Raw genomic sequence first — 15,569 nt, forward strand, 5'->3', positions numbered from 1 at the left:
GATTGAGGAAAGATGATTATTCTCGTCATGGGCGTATCTGGTAGCGGCAAATCTACCGTCGCCCAGCTACTCGCACAAGAACTAAACTGGGATTTTAGCGACGCCGACTGCTTCCACACGATCGCTAATATTGAAAAGATGAGCCGTGGCATTCCCCTCACCGATGCCGACCGAATGCCGTGGTTGCAGGCAATGCAACACGCCATCGACCAATGGCTACAGGAAGGCAAGAATCAGGTACTCGCGTGTTCTGCCTTAAAAGAATCCTATCGTCAGATGCTGTGGCGAGATCCCCAACAGATGCGACTCGTTTATCTCAAAGGGAGTTTCAAGGCGATCGTGCAGCGGTTGGAAGCGCGTCAAAGCCACTTTATGACCAAAACACTCCTGCAAAGCCAGTTTGACACTCTTGAAGAACCACAGAATGCCCTTTGGGTGGATGTTTCCGAGCCGCTAGACGTAATCGTGCAGCAGATTCGCAAACGTCTAGAAATCTAAAACGAGCGATCGCATATCATTCCAAATCCGCTGTCTCGCCACAGGCAATCCTAAAATCTCAAACCCACACCACCCTGCACTGAGACAGCAGTACCGCCGCCATCGCGGTAGGCATCAAAAGCAATAATCGCATTGCCAAACAGAACAGCATTGCTGTTGGGAACGACGTAATCAATCCCCGGTTGAATCGCAAAACTGGTTTTATCCCCTACCGGCGAAGGCGTCCGATTCCCACTGCCAAAAGCAACGCCTGCACCCACATAGACATCTGTTTGCCAGTTGAGGGGGATATCATAGGAAATCGTTGGCACAACCGCGGGACTCGCCCCAATTAGCGCTTGTGCCCTTAAGGAAAGGGGAGCTTGCAGGAGTTTGTAGCGTACAGCAACCACCCCACCGATTTGGCGACCTTCTCCAAAATCATTATCATTAATCCCCACCGTAGCACCAACACCCACATAGCTGCCGTATGCTGCTTGAGCCGATGCTGGCTGACAAAAAGCAAACCCTATCTTACCGGAAGTCGAATCGGTTACGGGAAGCAAAAAGTAAAACGCAAAAAATAAAAAGTAAAAAAGGCTTTTTTTTACCTTTTTCCTGTCACCTTCTAAGGCGACTCCTTCTTGCAGAAATAAATCCTTGAAACGCTCCATTTCCCCACTCCTCAGCGCCCATGAAGCAAAATGCTCCATGTTTGTGTCGATTGTATTCTAATTTATCCTGAATTTCCTCAGTACCAAATTATTCATAGCCAGAGATAAAAAACACCGCCCCAAGCTTTTTCGGAACGGTGTTTATTCTTTTGAAACGTTAGCGTTACAAACGATGACTCTGTTTCACATCTACTTGGTCGGCATCGGTGGCATAATCACCTTGTCAATCGCATGAATGATGCCATTAGTGGCTTCGATGTTAGCCTGAGAGACATTGGCGTTGCCCACCATCACGCCATCGTTTCCAACCTTAACGGTGACTGGGCTGCCTTCAACTGTCGTCACTTCTCCAGATTTCAACTGGGAAGAACTCACTTTGCCGGGAATGACGTGGTAGGTCAAAATCTGAACCAGCATCGCTTTATTTTCTGGTTGCAGTAACTTTTCGACAGTGCCTTCGGGTAAAGCTGCAAATGCTGCATCAGTCGGTGCAAAAACCGTGAACGGTCCTTGTTGTTCGAGGGTTTCGGTCAAACCTGCGGCTTCCAAAGCAGCAGTCAGAATTTTGAATGAACCATTTTGGGCAGCAAGCGCAACCAAGTTGCTACTTGAAGGCATCGTCCCTTGTGTAGCAGCCGGGTCAGGACCTTCGCCGGGGGCTGGCATCATCCCTTCTGTGGCAGGGGGCTGAGTGCTGTTGCTGGGGGATTGCATCATCCCTTCTGTAGCAGGGGGCTGAGTGCTGTTGCTGGGGGATTGCATCATCCGGTCGGTAGAAGACGGCTTCGGCTGAGCGCCTTGGCTAGGGATAGCGGTAGGGGATGGTACAGTTCTTGGGGTTGACTGAGCGCTGCGATCGCGATTGTAGGGCGGCTTGCTGAAAACGTCTGATTGAAGAATTTCAGGGTTGGGATTCACCTGGGCACCAGCTGGCAGACCCATAAGGGTACTAGCACCGATAACTCCCATCAGGCTAGCCAGTTGTTTAATCAAACTGTTGCGTTTTTGATTGGTCATTGCTAAGGGTTTCCCTAAAAACTTAGACCTAGTTAACTTCACATTTTGTTACATATGTTTACCTCTGCCTAAAGTGTGAGTTCCTCTGCCAACCGATGGGGAAACCGGGACAACACAGGGGGATTGAACAATCTAAGTAGCTAAATAGGCGAAAAGGTGCAACTTATTTCTTATTAAGAATGTCAGCGTTAGCTTTCTTCGTGGCGGCTTGTTAAGAGTTAGAGGTTGCAAGGCGGCTGGTACGCTCTTCAGACTAAAAGGAGAATTTTGTTGCGATCGCGCCTACGTTTACCCACGCTCATCTAGGCAGAAACTATTTCTATTTCGTAGCGATTCCGGCTTTTCTCCCTCCTGCCTACTTTCTGTTGGGGGGAGTAAAAAGTTCGCGTGTCTGACTAAATAGAGCTTTGTTTTCCGCTTGGCTGAGGCTAGCACCGCTCTCTCCACTGGGCGAGTTGAGTCATGATTGCCGTTTCTGGCTTCAACCGCCCTCAGTCAGCCAAAATTTATTGCAATCGAGTTAATTAACTGGAAATACTACTTCTTTATATATAAACAAACTTAAGCAATAGCTTCATTATCTATGCCTTTTGATTATACCCTCTGATAGAGGTGGACAATTAAGCCAGCTTGTTATTCTAATAACAACAAAAAGATAACAACATCAACAAAAAACATTAATAAGAACGGAGCAAAAAAATGGGAATTATTGCTTGGATTGTTTTAGGTCTGATTGCAGGTGCGATTGCTAAAGCCATTTATCCCGGTCATCAAGGCGGCGGTATTCTCGCCACAATGGTATTAGGTATTTTAGGTGCCCTGGTTGGTGGTTATTTAGGACAAGTTTTACTGGGGTCATCGGGAGGCGCAGCCTACGGAGCGTTGACAGTACCGAGTATTGCTTTTGCTGTTCTAGGCGCAATGGTTCTGCTATTCCTGTGGGGCTTGTTAACTCGCCAGAGAGCTTAATTAAGGGTTCCCTTTTATTACCATCTAGCATTTAGAAAGCACCCCAGCTTAGCCTGGGGTATTTTTATTGGGTCTATTTTGTGTTACAGCCGTCGTTATTTGGCTGCATTTAATAGAGCCAATTTGCTCATTTTTCATTAAGAATAAAAATAAAGCCATTTGAACTAATTTTTTAATTTGGTAAAATTGTAATTTTCCAAGTTGGATTTTTTATCAGTAAAAATAAGTAATTCAATAAGTGTAACTGCCCAAAAACAATAACTTTTGCTTTTAGTTCCAGCGATGCAAATAATAACAATAGTAGGCTAAAAACGTTAGATTAACAGTGTTACTTAAAAATAGAAGGAGATAAAAAATGCTGGAGTTGTACCAATTTGAGCTATCCCACTACTCCGAAAAAGTGCGACTGCTGCTGGATTATAAAGGTCTGCCCTACCGCAAAATTGAGGTAACGCCAGGAGTGGGACAGGTAGAATTGTTCCGCATGTCTGGTCAACGACAGGTACCTGTCCTGAAGGATGGCAACACAGTAATTGCTGATTCGACAGCGATCGCTAAGTACCTCGACAAGCAATATCCCGACCGACCCCTGATCCCCGTTGACCCGAAACAAAAGGGACTGTGCTTACTGATTGAAGCCTGGGCAGATGAATCTATCGGTCTCAAAAGTCGTAAGGTGTTGTTTGGGGCACTCAGCCAAAATCAGAGCTTCCGCACCTCGATTTTACCCAGCAACACGCCAGATGCTCTCAAGACTCTCGTGGGGGCACTGCCTGGTGAAGTGCTGAATCTCCTGGGTCTTGGCGTCGGATACGGCCCCGATGCCGTACAAGCGGCGACAGAGGATCTTCAGCAAGACCTAGAGAGCCTATCCCTGCTACTATTGGAAAGCCCTTACTTAGTCGGCGACTATCCAACCTTGGCAGATTTTGCCGTCGCTGGGCTGAGTATGCTGATTAAATTTCCCTCTGGCCCCTATCTTGACCTTCCCGAAACCCTTAGAGGCAAAGGAATCCCTGGTTTGGCTGACCGTAGCGCTTACGAGACATTTTTCAACTGGCGCGATCGCCTTTATGCCGATTATCGCAAACCCCTAAGTGCCAACACAACCGCCGGAGCCACAGGCTCAACGCCAACATCAATTGAGATAGATTAGGCAATCCATTTTAGATTTTAGATTTTGGATTGGTTGAAAAATCCAAAATCTAAGATTGAGCGAATAGTTAGGCTCCGAGAATTAGGGTAAACTTTGGATGCCTAAGTGTTCTGAAGCAACACTAAAAAGACTCCAGAAGCGATTATGGAAATGCCATTAGGGTCGGTAATTCAAGGCTCCCTCAGTCAGGGACTAGAAGTAAGACTACATCCCGATATTTCTGTAGAGGATATGCGGGTTGGCAAATTTCTGGTAGTCAAAGGTGCCCGTTCAGACTTCTTCTGTATGCTCACAGACGTTTCGCTGGGCACCTCCAGTCAGCGAATTGTTGCCAATCCTCCCAGTCCAGAGGACACTTTTTTGCAAGCGGTTTTAGCAGGGAGTGGCACCTATGGCACCATCAATCTGACGCCGATGTTAATGCTGACACGAGAAGCAACAAAGTCAGTAGGCGCTTATGTGGTGGGTGCCGAAAATCCTAACTCCAACGGCAAATCCAACGGTGCAACTCTGGGATCGTTTCAACTACAAAGCAGTGCTGATACTGAGATGGAGTTGATGCCCGTTAAGACAATTCCCAGTCATTTCAGCCAGGTTTATGATGCGACGGAACGCGATTTTCGCGCCGTCTTTGGCTGGGAAGATGACCCCACTCGGTGCAACTTCGCCATCGGTCAACCTTTGGATATGGATGTGCCCGTATGTCTGGATTTACACCGATTCGTGGAACGCAGCAACGGCGTTTTCGGGAAATCTGGCACCGGCAAATCCTTTCTCACCCGCTTACTCTTATCTGGCATCATCCGCAGGCAGGCAGCGGTCAATTTAATTTTTGATATGCACTCGGAATATGGCTGGGAAGCTGTCCGCGAAGGCAAACACTTCAGCACTGTCAAAGGCTTGCGGCAGCTATTCCCAGGACAGGTGCAAATTTACACCCTTGACCCCCAATCTACCAAGCGGCGCGGGGTGCGTGACTCTCAGGAACTGTACCTCAGCTACGACCAAATCGAAGTCCAAGACATCATGCTGGTGCGGAATGAGTTAGGTCTTTCCGAAGCAGCTTTGGACAATGCCAATATTCTGCACGCCGAGTTTGGCAACTCCTGGATTGTCCAACTGTTGAATATGACCAACGAGGAAATCCAGATGTTCTGCGAGGAGAAGAAGGGTCATAAGGGTTCAATTATGGCGTTGCAGCGTAAGCTGATGCGCCTGGAAAATCTTAAATATCTACGTACTGCCTGTCCCCACAACTACGTCAATCAAATTTTGCAATGCCTCGATGCAGGTCAGCACGTGGTGATTGAGTTTGGTTCTCAGTCAGATATGCTCTCCTATATGCTGGTGACGAATATGATCACCCGCCGCATTCACAAAGCTTATGTAAGTAAGTCTGAATTGTTTTTGCAGACCAAAAACCCCATCGATCGTCCTCAGCAGCTAGTCATTACGATAGAAGAAGCCCACCGCTTCCTTGACTCCGCCATCGTGCAAAGTACCATTTTCGGTACGATTGCCCGCGAGATGCGAAAATACTTTGTCACCCTTCTGGTGGTAGATCAGCGTCCCTCTGGAATTGATAATGAGGTGATGTCCCAGATTGGCACCCGCATCACTGCTTTGCTAAACGATGACAAAGACATCGACGCCATTTTTACTGGCGTCTCTGGCGGCATGAGTCTGCGTTCCGTTCTAGCAAAATTGGATTCCAAGCAACAAGCTTTAATTTTGGGTCACGCGGTTCCAATGCCTGTGGTGGTGCGGACTCGTCCTTACGATGAAACGTTCTACAGAGAAATTGGCGATACTTGCTGGGAAGAGATGCCAGACGATGAAGTGTTCGCTGCGGCTGAAGCCGCTAAAGCTGATATTGGTTTTTGATCGTGGTTTTTAATCCGTAGTCAATAGTCCAATGATTATTGACTACGGACTTCTAGGCAAAAATAGTTCGGTTATCCCACAACGACTAGAGTACCCGTTGAAGGGTTTTCCGTGGATGATTATATATATAGGACACAGATAGGACGCTTTTAGCTAATGATTTTCCGGGTGGTACTCAAGGGTTAACGGGAATTTGCCAGAGCAGCAAGTTTAACCCAATCGGATGAACCTTTCAACCTGGAGCGTCGTCTATCATTAGTGATACGATAGAAATGTAAAACAAACTCATACCGACTTTGACTTTTTAGCCTTGATTACTTATCAGGAGTGGCTAAATGGGGGTCGATACCAGCTCTTTAAGGCATCCCCCAGCCGAAAGGTTTGACGATTAGCTTTTTGTGTGTTATGTTTGCCTATTCAATTGGGTAGGCGATCTTTACAACTTTTGCAGGATGTGTTCCACTAATTGACCTAGCTACTCTCATTGTAAGAGCTGGCAATCTCCCGCTAAGGTCAACCCCTGCTACAGAATTGTTGCTTGTTTACGGAGTCACCACTCACTCATGCCCACTGCCAACACCCTAAAAAAGACGACTAAACAACCCACGTTTACGGCTGATATGGTTCGCACCTATCTGCATGAGATTGGGCGCGTGCCCCTGCTGACCCACGAACAAGAGATTGTCTTCGGCAAGCAGGTGCAGCAAATGATGGCGCTGCTGGAGGCGAAGGAGACCTTGGCTGAGACATTGCAGCGAGAACCAACTCATCAAGAGTGGGCAGACCATGTTAGCTTGAGTGAACCCGAACTCGACCGGATAATCAAACTGGGAACGCGCGCAAAGCGCAAGATGATAGAGGCTAACTTGCGTCTAGTGGTCGCGATCGCGAAGAAGTACCAGAAGCGTAACATGGAATTCCTGGATTTGATTCAGGAAGGTACTCTCGGCTTGGAACGCGGCGTCGAGAAATTTGACCCGATGCGCGGTTACAAGTTTTCGACCTACGCCTACTGGTGGATTCGCCAAGCGATTACTCGCGCGATCGCTCAACAAGCCCGTGCGATTCGTTTGCCCATCCACATCACCGAAAAGCTTAATAAAATTAAGCGGGTGCAACGGGAACTAGCTCAGACGCTTGGTCGCAGTGCTACCCCCGGTGAAATCGCTAAGGCGCTGGATTTAGAACCCGCGTTGATCCGCGAGTACTTGAATATCGCCCGTCAACCAATTTCTCTGGATGTGCGCGTTGGCGATAACCAGGATACCGAACTGCAAGACCTTCTGGAAGACGAAGGCCCAACCCCTGACCATTATATGACCCAGGAGTCGCTGCGGCAAGACCTGGACGATCTTCTGGCGGAACTAACCCCACAGCAGCGGGAAGTGCTAACTCTGCGCTTTGGCTTGGAAGATGGCAACGAGCTGTCTCTAGCAAAAGTCGGCGAACGCCTAAGCCTCAGCCGCGAACGGGTACGCCAGCTAGAACACCAAGCCCTCGCCCATCTGCGCCGTCGTCAGGCGAATGTCCGCGAGTATATCGCTGCTAGTTAATTGTAGAGGCGGGATTGACCCGCTATGCTCCTGCCTCCCACATCATCCTATAGCGATCGCTCCTAAAACCCGTCCTTACAGCTAAGTAAGGGCGGGTTTTTCAGTCATTTCAATCCCCGCTTTTAGCCCCTGTCGAGTAGATGTGTCTACCTGTTGAAGTTTTTTGTAGACATCTAAAATCTGTTACTGCTCTTTTTTTATATTTTTGTAAAGTTTCGTAACGCAGTTCGGGAACTCGAACGGGTGCCAGTGAAGTCATCCACAGTTAAGGAACAAGTACTACAGACAAGCCCACACTGACCCGATTTGGGAAAGCTCATAAAACGAGTGAATAAAGTGAGTATAAATACGCATTTTGATTTTAGAAGGCAATTTAATAACCGGGAATCAAAGATGAATGCGTTGCTTGTCTTAACAAAAAAAACTCCTTTCGGATGACCTACGGTTCATTCAAATGGGTGAAGCTTTACACCTAAGGAATTAGGTACTTTGTAATTAGATGCTTGAGGGTGTCTGCTCGTAATTGCTAGGGGGGAAAAAACGGTGCTTAACAAGTTTTATCAGCAATTTATGTCTCGGCTTCCGCTTGAAGTACCTGCCCTAGGATTACTTCTAACGATGAGCTTCGCAACCAGCACAGTTGCATTGCAAGCACCAACATCCTTTAGTAAGACGGGAATCGTTGGTACAAATTCCGTTTCCCTTGCACAAATGCCAGCATCAGACACTTCAGTGGCTGACGGTATTTATTTGTATGGTAGCTCCCAAAAGACAGAAGAGATTGGTCAAGAATATATAGTATTTGAGGCGCGTCAGGGAAAGGTAAGGGGTGCGTTTTATATGCCTTCCTCAGAATATAGTTGTTTTTCCGGCAAGGTTGGGGCACAGCAAATCAATCTAACCGTTCAAGATCCCTACGACAGTACAACCTATTCTCACTCAATAGCCCTCAGCGAAGCCCCCCCAGTCGCCTCTGCCGATAGTCGGTTGCCCATTGAAGATAGTTTACGGCTCCAGGGCTATCACCCAATTAACAAAATTAGCGCTAACGACCAGCAAATCTTGAACGCTTGTAAAGTTAACTTCTAACAATTAGTAAGCTTTGGCGGTGCAAATCAAGGTAGTTGTCAGTAGTTTGTTGCTACTAACCAAGGACTAATCACCAAAAAACAATTAACTCCTCTAAAAACCCGTTTTCTTCAAGAAACGGGTTTCTTGATTTTTTGAACTTCAAAACTCGATTCCTGGCTGCGCTTTGACGCCCTGTTCCCGGAACGGATGCTTAACAAGAGTCATTTCTGTTACCAAGTCGGCTCGCTCAATCAGGGCTGCTGGGGCACCTCTGCCGGTGAGAATCACGTGAGAATCCGCAGGTTTTTCCTCCAAACCAGCTAGCACTTCCTCAACGCTCAAATAACCGAGTTTTAAAGCTACGTTGATTTCATCCAACAGCACTAGCTTAAATTCAGGATTGCGGATAAAGCTGAGTCCAGTTTCCCAAGCCTGATGCGCTTTCTGGATATCTCGCTGTTGGTCTTGAGTTTCCCAAGTGAAGCCTTCTCCCATCGCGTGGAACTCTAGCTGACCTTCCCAGCGACCGAGGACAGCTTTCTCAGCGGGTTCCCAGGCTCCTTTAATGAATTGTACGATCCCGACTCGATAGCCGTGACCAAGCGATCGCATTACCATTCCCAAAGCAGCAGTGGTTTTTCCCTTGCCATTGCCTGTATTAACAATAATTAAGCCTTTCTCCTGAGATGCCTTTGCCACCCGCTGCTCTTGAACTTCCTTGCGCCGCTGCATCTTGCGCTGGTATTGTTCTGGAGTTAGTGATGATGTTTCTGTCTCCAGTAAGTCAGCAGATTCTAAATTTTTATTTAAATCAGTCGGGGTAGGAGTTGTCATCAAGTCTGCCTAGAAAAAACTTTCACACCTATTAAAATAGCCCCAAAGGGATATGCATCAGGATAAGCCATCGGCAATTCCTTCTAATTGCAGGGAATCGCTCCCAGTCATCACTTCAAGACAGAGGGCATAACCCCCCTTCCATTTTGCCTATAGATTCAGCAACACTGATTTCAGTATAAATTTACTTACCTTCTTTTAAGATTTATGTCTTTAACCTTATCAATCTCTTCTGAACAAGGTGCAGAGCAACTTAATCTGAATTTGGAGTCTACATTGCAGGGATTAACCCTGTATGAGGCTTGCATTGAATACAACCACACAGCCGCAGAGGTTCTCAGGCTTTTCGAGGAAAAACCGCTACTACCGGGTTTAATCCTCATGGATAAAAACCAACTGGTCGGGATGATCAGTCGCCGGCGTTTTTTTGAATATCTAAGCCGTCGTTACAGCTTAGAGTTACTGTCGAAACGAAGTTTGCGATCGCTCTATCAATTCAACCATACCGAAATTCTAGTTTTTCCCAGTTATACTTCCATTACCGCAGCGGTGCGGGAGTCTTTGAAGCGATCGCCTGAATTGATCTATGAACCGATCATTGTACAAACGGCACCCGGAATTTATAAATTGTTAGACGTGCATCAACTTCTGCTGGCTCAGTCAGAGGTGCATGAAATTACAATGGCAGCATATAAGCAAATGGGATTGGCGCTGCAACAGGCAAAAAACCAACTTTTAGCCGTCTTAGATGCCGTGCCTGGATTTGTCTCCTGGATTAGCTCGGATTTACAATACCTGGGCGTCAACCAGCATTTAGCCGCATCCTTTAACTTGTCTTCAGAGGAATTTGTCGGTCAGGAACTTAGCTGTTTTGACAGTAGCCCCAACTTTAGTGAATTTGTGGAGCAATTCTTTGCTTCCTCGACGAAAACAACCTCTCAGGAAGTGACCGCAGAAGTTGACGGCAATATCAAAAATTATCTTATGGTGGCGCAGAAATACAATCAAGATCAAGCGGCTGTCACAGTAGGAATTGATATTACCAAACGAAAGCAATTAGAAGAAGAACTGCGAGCATCGCTTGAGCGAGAAAAAGAACTCGGCGATCTAAAATCCCGCTTTATCTCCATGACTTCCCACGAATTCCGCACTCCCCTGAGTACGATCCTCTCTTCTGCCGAATTATTGGAACATTACAGTAACAATTGGTCTGAAGAGAAAAAACTCATCCACCTGCATCGCATTCAAATCGCTGTTAAGCACATGATTGGACTGCTTGATGATGTATTAATCATTGGTAAAGCCGAAGCCGGACAGTCGGACTTCAAACCTGAACCGCTGCATCTGGAAGAATTTTGTATTGAATTAGTGAAAGAATTGCAACTGAATGAGGGCAATTCCCGTGCAATTAACTTGATTAATCATTGCAAATCTACCTCCTTTAGTCTAGATGAAAAATTGCTGCGACATATTCTTAGCAATCTCCTTTCAAACGCGATAAAATATTCGCCTGAAGGGAGTCCAGTCAGATTTGAAATTACCCAACAAAAAGATGCAATCGTCTTCCAAATTGAAGACAAAGGAATTGGGATTCCTCTGCAAGAGCGTCAGTGCTTATTTGAAGCATTTCATCGATCCGCGAATGTCGGCAACATCCCTGGAACTGGTTTAGGATTAGCAATCGTTAAGAAGTGTGTGGATCTTCACGGGGGTGAGATTACCGTTAAGAGTAAAGTGGGTGTGGGAACTAAATTTAAAGTAAGACTACCCCTGAAGAGTGCTGTAGAGGCAAGGTCTACCCGCCCGTGCTAAGGTAAGCTTTCTTGCAAGATAAAGTCTAAAGTCTTTATTTAAAAGGAAAGTTTGGGTGTATAGAAGAAAGTGCCCCGAACATACTCAAACCTTATTAAAGCTGCTCGGTTGTTGTGCATTGAATTTGGACAATCCTAGCGAACATCTTGTTTGCAGTCCTGGGAGCTGACATTTTTAATTTTTAATTGCTTACCTGCTAGGCGATCGCTGATATGGCAAAGATTCTGGTAATTGAAGATGAAATATCTATCAGAGAGAACATTCTGGAGTTGTTAGAAGCAGAGGGATTTGACGCTATTGCAGCCGAAAATGGTCAAATAGGGTTGCAGTTAGCTCAAGCAGAAATCCCCGATTTAATTCTCTCCGATGCGCTAATGCCGGAACTCGACGGTTATGGCGTTCTGAAGGCACTTCGCTCTAACCCTGTCACGGCAACGATTCCCTTTATCTTTCTCACTGCCAAAGCAGCGAAAACCGATTGGCGTCAAGGGATGGAATTGGGTGCAGACGACTACCTCACCAAGCCATTTACGAGAGCGGAATTACTGGGGGCGATCGCAGCGAGGATGGAAAAACAGGCGGCGATTGAGCGACATTCGCAAAAAAAACTCGATGATTTACGCAGCAATATCTCTTTCTCCCTCCCTCACGAACTCCATACTCCCCTCAATGGCATTTTGTGTTGTTCGCAAATGTTAATTGATGAAGCCGACTCCCTAGAACCGCAAGAAATTCTAGAAATGGCAGTCGATATTCGTACCTCTGCGGAACGTTTATCTAAGTTAGTCCAGAATTTTTTACTCTTCGCTCAATTAGAGCTAATCGGAACCGATCCGCTTCAGATAGCGGATCTTAGACAAAACAGCCGAACTGATTCAGCGAAGAGCGCGATCGCAGAAGCGGCGATTAAAAAAGCCAAGCAAGTTTGTCGGGAAATGGATTTGGAATTAGACCTCCAAGAAGCTGCCGTCTTAATTTCAGAGCCAAAATTGCGAAAAATTGTGGAAGAACTAATCGATAATGCCTGTAAATTTTCGTGTCCCAACACCGCAATTCGCGTTGCCAGTCGATGTAAAAATAGCACTTTTGTACTGTCCGTGAGCAACTTCGGACAGGGGATGACACCAGAGCAAATTGCGACAATTGGAGCCTATATGCGATTTGAGCGCAAACTCGCTTCACAGCAAGGCTCTGGTTTGGGCTTGCTCATTGCTAAACGCCTAGCCGAACTACACGCTGGCGAATTATCAATTGAGAGTATTCCCACTCAAAAAACCATTGTGCGTGTTGCCCTGCCTATGTGAACGAATTTAAAACTATGTGCAATTTGTAGCACAACTGTTATCAGTAAATAGACGTAAATAAACTGCTAAATTAAATCTCTCCCCTTGCTGAGGAAAAATCAAAGTTTTGATTTTACATCTCTAATTGAGAGCCGATCGCTAATCGCCCATAACTATTAACAATTAGCCACGAGCGATTAGCCATTAGCGATTATCTGGTCTTAATTCAACCACGGAAACTGGCTGGAAGTAGCATCGGGTTCTTCAACTAAATGAGCCATATCGCCCTGGTAGTTCTCGTTAATGAAAACCGCTTTACTCTTCAAATGTTCGGGTACATAGCGGAGGTTGACAGGGATACCATGCGCCAGCAGAAATTCTGCCAGATGATCGGGATGAATGTACAAACCTTCTGCATGAAGCCGTTGCAACATTTCCTCAAAATTAGACCAATGATTATGGTGCTGGCTCTGAGATGCTGATTGAACTCTAACTGGATTGCGAGAGGAAAGATTGCTTGCCATCTTGTCATATTGACTGGACTGAGACAAAATCCTTCTCTGGATTAAAGCCATGAGAATGACCTTTTTCCAGTTTACAAAAATTTGAGATTTATCGAATTGTGGCGATCGCTTTTGCGATCCCCGCAGGGAGCTTTGCAACACCCCTATGATGGCAATTATGACTCAGCCGGTCTTGGTCAGTTTTTTGTGCTAAGGGAAAAAATCCCATGATTTTAGGCAAAATTGCAATCGTTCAAGGTGATATAACTCAGCAAAAGGTAGATGCGATCGTCAACGCAGCGAATACCTCCTTACTCGGTGGTGGCGGCGTCGATGGGGCAATTCACCGCTCCGCTGGACCAGAATTGTTGTCAGAATGTCGCCAGTTGAAGGGCTGTGCCACGGGTGAAGCAAAGATTACAAAAGGTTACAATCTCCCCGCCGAGTGGATAATCCACACAGTTGGCCCAATTTGGCGAGGGGGCGATCGCCAGGAAGATGAGCTGCTAGCTAGATGTTATCGCAATTCTCTGGCTTTGGCGGAGCAATACGAGATACGCAGCATTGCCTTCCCAGCTATTAGCACGGGTGTCTATGGGTTCCCGATAGAACGCGCCACTAGAATTGCTGTAACTGAAGTGAAGAAGTTTCTGGAGCGCACTACCTCGATAGAGCAGACGATTTTCGTTTGCTTTGGGGATACTGCCTATAATTCTTACTCGGCTGCGATCAAAGAAATTATTTAACACAAGGTAGCGATCGCCTGAAAAAATCCTAAGTGCTGTAAGGGCAAAAAGACCCCACCGATACTGAGTAGAATTCAATCAGATAAGGGATGGCGCGATCGCGCTCGCTGCTCACCCGACAAAATTATCTGCGTGAGGATGCAATGAGTGCGATCGCTCTAACGCTCATTTATCTTTTCCCCACACTTATATTTTTCCTGCTCCAGTTGGGTTTCCGACCCGCTTTTGCTGGTTATAGTTGACAATGCGGTTCATTCTTTTAAAAGTTAAAAATGTCACAACTGCCCGGTAACAAAATCGCACCCGCCCCCATGCCGACAGCAATTAATGTTGTCGATCTAATTGATGGTTACTTCAGCGCCTACAACTCAGCGCGTCTGCGGGAAATGTGTCACTTGCTCAGCCGAGAGGTCATGCGTGAGGGCGTCACCGTCGGAGTCAGCCTATCAGGCGCAATGACCCCCGCTGGAATGGGTGTGGGAATTTTGGCTCCCCTGATTCGCCACGGTTTTATTGACTGGATGATCAGCACGGGTGCCAATCTTTACCACGATATGCATTTCGGGCTGGGTTTCGACCTTTACGCAGGGAATCCGTTTGCAGATGATGTGAAACTGCGCGAAGAAGGCACCATTCGCATTTATGACATTATCTTTGGCTACGATGTGCTGCTGGAAACTGATGCCTTCATCCGAAAGATTTTGCAAGCAGAACCGTTCCAAAAGCGGATGGGAACTGCTGAATTTCACTACCTGCTTGGAAAGTATGTTCGGGAAGTGGAAAAGCAGTTAGGAGTGAAAAATTCCTGCTTATTGGCGACAGCTTATGAATGTGGTGTGCCTATTTATACTTCTTCGCCGGGGGATAGTTCGATTGGGATGAACGTAGCAGCATTGTCCTTGGAAGGCTCAAACTTAGTGCTAGATCCAGCCATTGATGTGAATGAGACAGCTGCGATCGCCTACTGCGCTCGTGAAACCGGCAACCCAGACGTAGAAGGCAAAAGCGCCGCCGTGATTATTGGCGGTGGTAGTCCCAAAAACTTCCTGCTGCAAACTCAACCGCAACTTCACGAAGTGTTGGGATTAGAGGAACGAGGTCACGATTACTTCGTACAAGTCACCGATGCGCGTCCTGATACCGGCGGACTCTCTGGTGCAACACCCAGCGAAGCCGTTAGCTGGGGCAAGATTGACCCCGAAGAGTTACCTAGCACCATTGTCTGTTACACCGACAGCACAATTGCCCTGCCTCTCATCGGCGCCTACGTGATGAACCAATGTCAGCCCCGCCCCCTGAAGCGCTTGTACGATCGTCGAGAAGAGATGTTCTCAAAATTGCGGACGGACTATCAAGCAGCAAAAACCCAGCCTTCCGATGAAATTCCTGCCGCTGTTGTCGAAAATGCTTCTGAACAACCTGTAGCAACTTATCCCTGCGGCAGGCTAATTCCTAATACCCAATAGCAGGCTGCTTTTGGATCAAATCCCCCAAGTTGCATCAACCTGGGGGATTTTTTATTCCGTTTTATGCTCAATAAACTATCTTAATTTTTACTCAACTAAGACTCAGTTTACTATTATCAAAGCG

At 46.6% G+C, this 15,569-nt stretch carries 14 protein-coding genes; 10 read left to right on the forward strand and 4 right to left on the reverse strand.

The genetic code is table 11. The annotated features are described in order from the left end of the window. Positions 1-12: 12 nt before the first annotated feature. Complete coding sequence (locus NDI33_RS08265; protein WP_190673572.1) at positions 13-498, forward strand: gluconokinase; 486 nt, start codon at positions 13-15, stop codon at positions 496-498. A 50-nt stretch (positions 499-548) separates the two neighbouring features. On the opposite strand, the gene NDI33_RS08270 is transcribed toward NDI33_RS08265, so the two are convergent. Together NDI33_RS08270 and NDI33_RS08275 are read right to left on the reverse strand one after the other, a co-directional pair. Continuing rightward, positions 549-1,151: a hypothetical protein gene (locus NDI33_RS08270; protein WP_242030332.1), complete on the reverse strand. Its 603-nt coding sequence runs from the start codon at positions 1,149-1,151 to the stop codon at positions 549-551. Positions 1,152-1,340: 189 nt separating this feature from the next. After that, positions 1,341-2,168, reverse strand: a complete 828-nt coding sequence (locus NDI33_RS08275; protein WP_190428676.1) for a fasciclin domain-containing protein — start codon at positions 2,166-2,168, stop codon at positions 1,341-1,343. Positions 2,169-2,867: 699 nt separating this feature from the next. Here NDI33_RS08275 and NDI33_RS08280 point away from each other — a divergent pair. From NDI33_RS08280 to NDI33_RS08300, 5 genes are all read left to right on the forward strand, one after another. After that, complete coding sequence (locus tag NDI33_RS08280; protein WP_190412970.1) at positions 2,868-3,137, forward strand: GlsB/YeaQ/YmgE family stress response membrane protein; 270 nt, start codon at positions 2,868-2,870, stop codon at positions 3,135-3,137. Positions 3,138-3,492: 355 nt separating this feature from the next. After that, on the forward strand, positions 3,493-4,293 hold the full coding sequence (locus tag NDI33_RS08285; protein WP_190412971.1) for a glutathione S-transferase family protein: 801 nt from the start codon (positions 3,493-3,495) through the stop codon (positions 4,291-4,293). Positions 4,294-4,437: 144 nt separating this feature from the next. Then, positions 4,438-6,177, forward strand: coding sequence for an ATP-binding protein (locus NDI33_RS08290; protein ID WP_190527488.1), 1,740 nt, complete (start codon positions 4,438-4,440; stop codon positions 6,175-6,177). A 563-nt stretch (positions 6,178-6,740) separates the two neighbouring features. Further along, complete coding sequence (locus tag NDI33_RS08295) at positions 6,741-7,730, forward strand: RNA polymerase sigma factor, RpoD/SigA family (protein WP_190412973.1); 990 nt, start codon at positions 6,741-6,743, stop codon at positions 7,728-7,730. A 570-nt stretch (positions 7,731-8,300) separates the two neighbouring features. After that, positions 8,301-8,819 (forward strand): hypothetical protein, encoded by a 519-nt coding sequence (locus tag NDI33_RS08300; protein WP_190412974.1) that lies wholly within the window; start codon positions 8,301-8,303, stop codon positions 8,817-8,819. A 141-nt stretch (positions 8,820-8,960) separates the two neighbouring features. Here NDI33_RS08300 and cobO read toward each other — a convergent pair whose 3' ends face one another. Continuing rightward, complete coding sequence (gene cobO / locus NDI33_RS08305) at positions 8,961-9,635, reverse strand: cob(I)yrinic acid a,c-diamide adenosyltransferase (RefSeq protein ID WP_190412975.1); 675 nt, start codon at positions 9,633-9,635, stop codon at positions 8,961-8,963. Between the two features lie 207 nt (positions 9,636-9,842). Between cobO and NDI33_RS08310 the strand changes: the two genes are divergently transcribed. Continuing rightward, positions 9,843-11,447 (forward strand): ATP-binding protein, encoded by a 1,605-nt coding sequence (locus NDI33_RS08310; RefSeq protein ID WP_190673576.1) that lies wholly within the window; start codon positions 9,843-9,845, stop codon positions 11,445-11,447. Between the two features lie 212 nt (positions 11,448-11,659). After that, positions 11,660-12,751 carry a response regulator gene (locus tag NDI33_RS08315; RefSeq protein ID WP_190673579.1) on the forward strand — a complete coding sequence of 364 codons (1,092 nt, stop codon included), beginning with the start codon at positions 11,660-11,662 and terminating at the stop codon, positions 12,749-12,751. 200 nt (positions 12,752-12,951) lie between these two features. Here the strand turns inward: NDI33_RS08315 and NDI33_RS08320 are convergent, their stop codons facing one another. Continuing rightward, a complete protein-coding gene (locus tag NDI33_RS08320; protein ID WP_190437524.1) occupies positions 12,952-13,392 on the reverse strand; it encodes a hypothetical protein in 441 nt (146 codons plus the stop codon). Positions 13,393-13,460: 68 nt separating this feature from the next. Here NDI33_RS08320 and NDI33_RS08325 point away from each other — a divergent pair, with 68 nt between their 5' ends. After that, positions 13,461-13,979, forward strand: coding sequence for an O-acetyl-ADP-ribose deacetylase (locus NDI33_RS08325; RefSeq protein ID WP_190673582.1), 519 nt, complete (start codon positions 13,461-13,463; stop codon positions 13,977-13,979). Positions 13,980-14,251: 272 nt separating this feature from the next. Continuing rightward, positions 14,252-15,445 (forward strand): deoxyhypusine synthase, encoded by a 1,194-nt coding sequence (gene speY, locus NDI33_RS08330; protein ID WP_190535702.1) that lies wholly within the window; start codon positions 14,252-14,254, stop codon positions 15,443-15,445. Positions 15,446-15,569 lie beyond the last annotated feature (124 nt).

The organism is Trichocoleus sp. DQ-A1 (assembly GCF_039961955.1).
In the GTDB taxonomy this organism is placed as follows: domain Bacteria; phylum Cyanobacteriota; class Cyanobacteriia; order Cyanobacteriales; family FACHB-T130; genus FACHB-T130.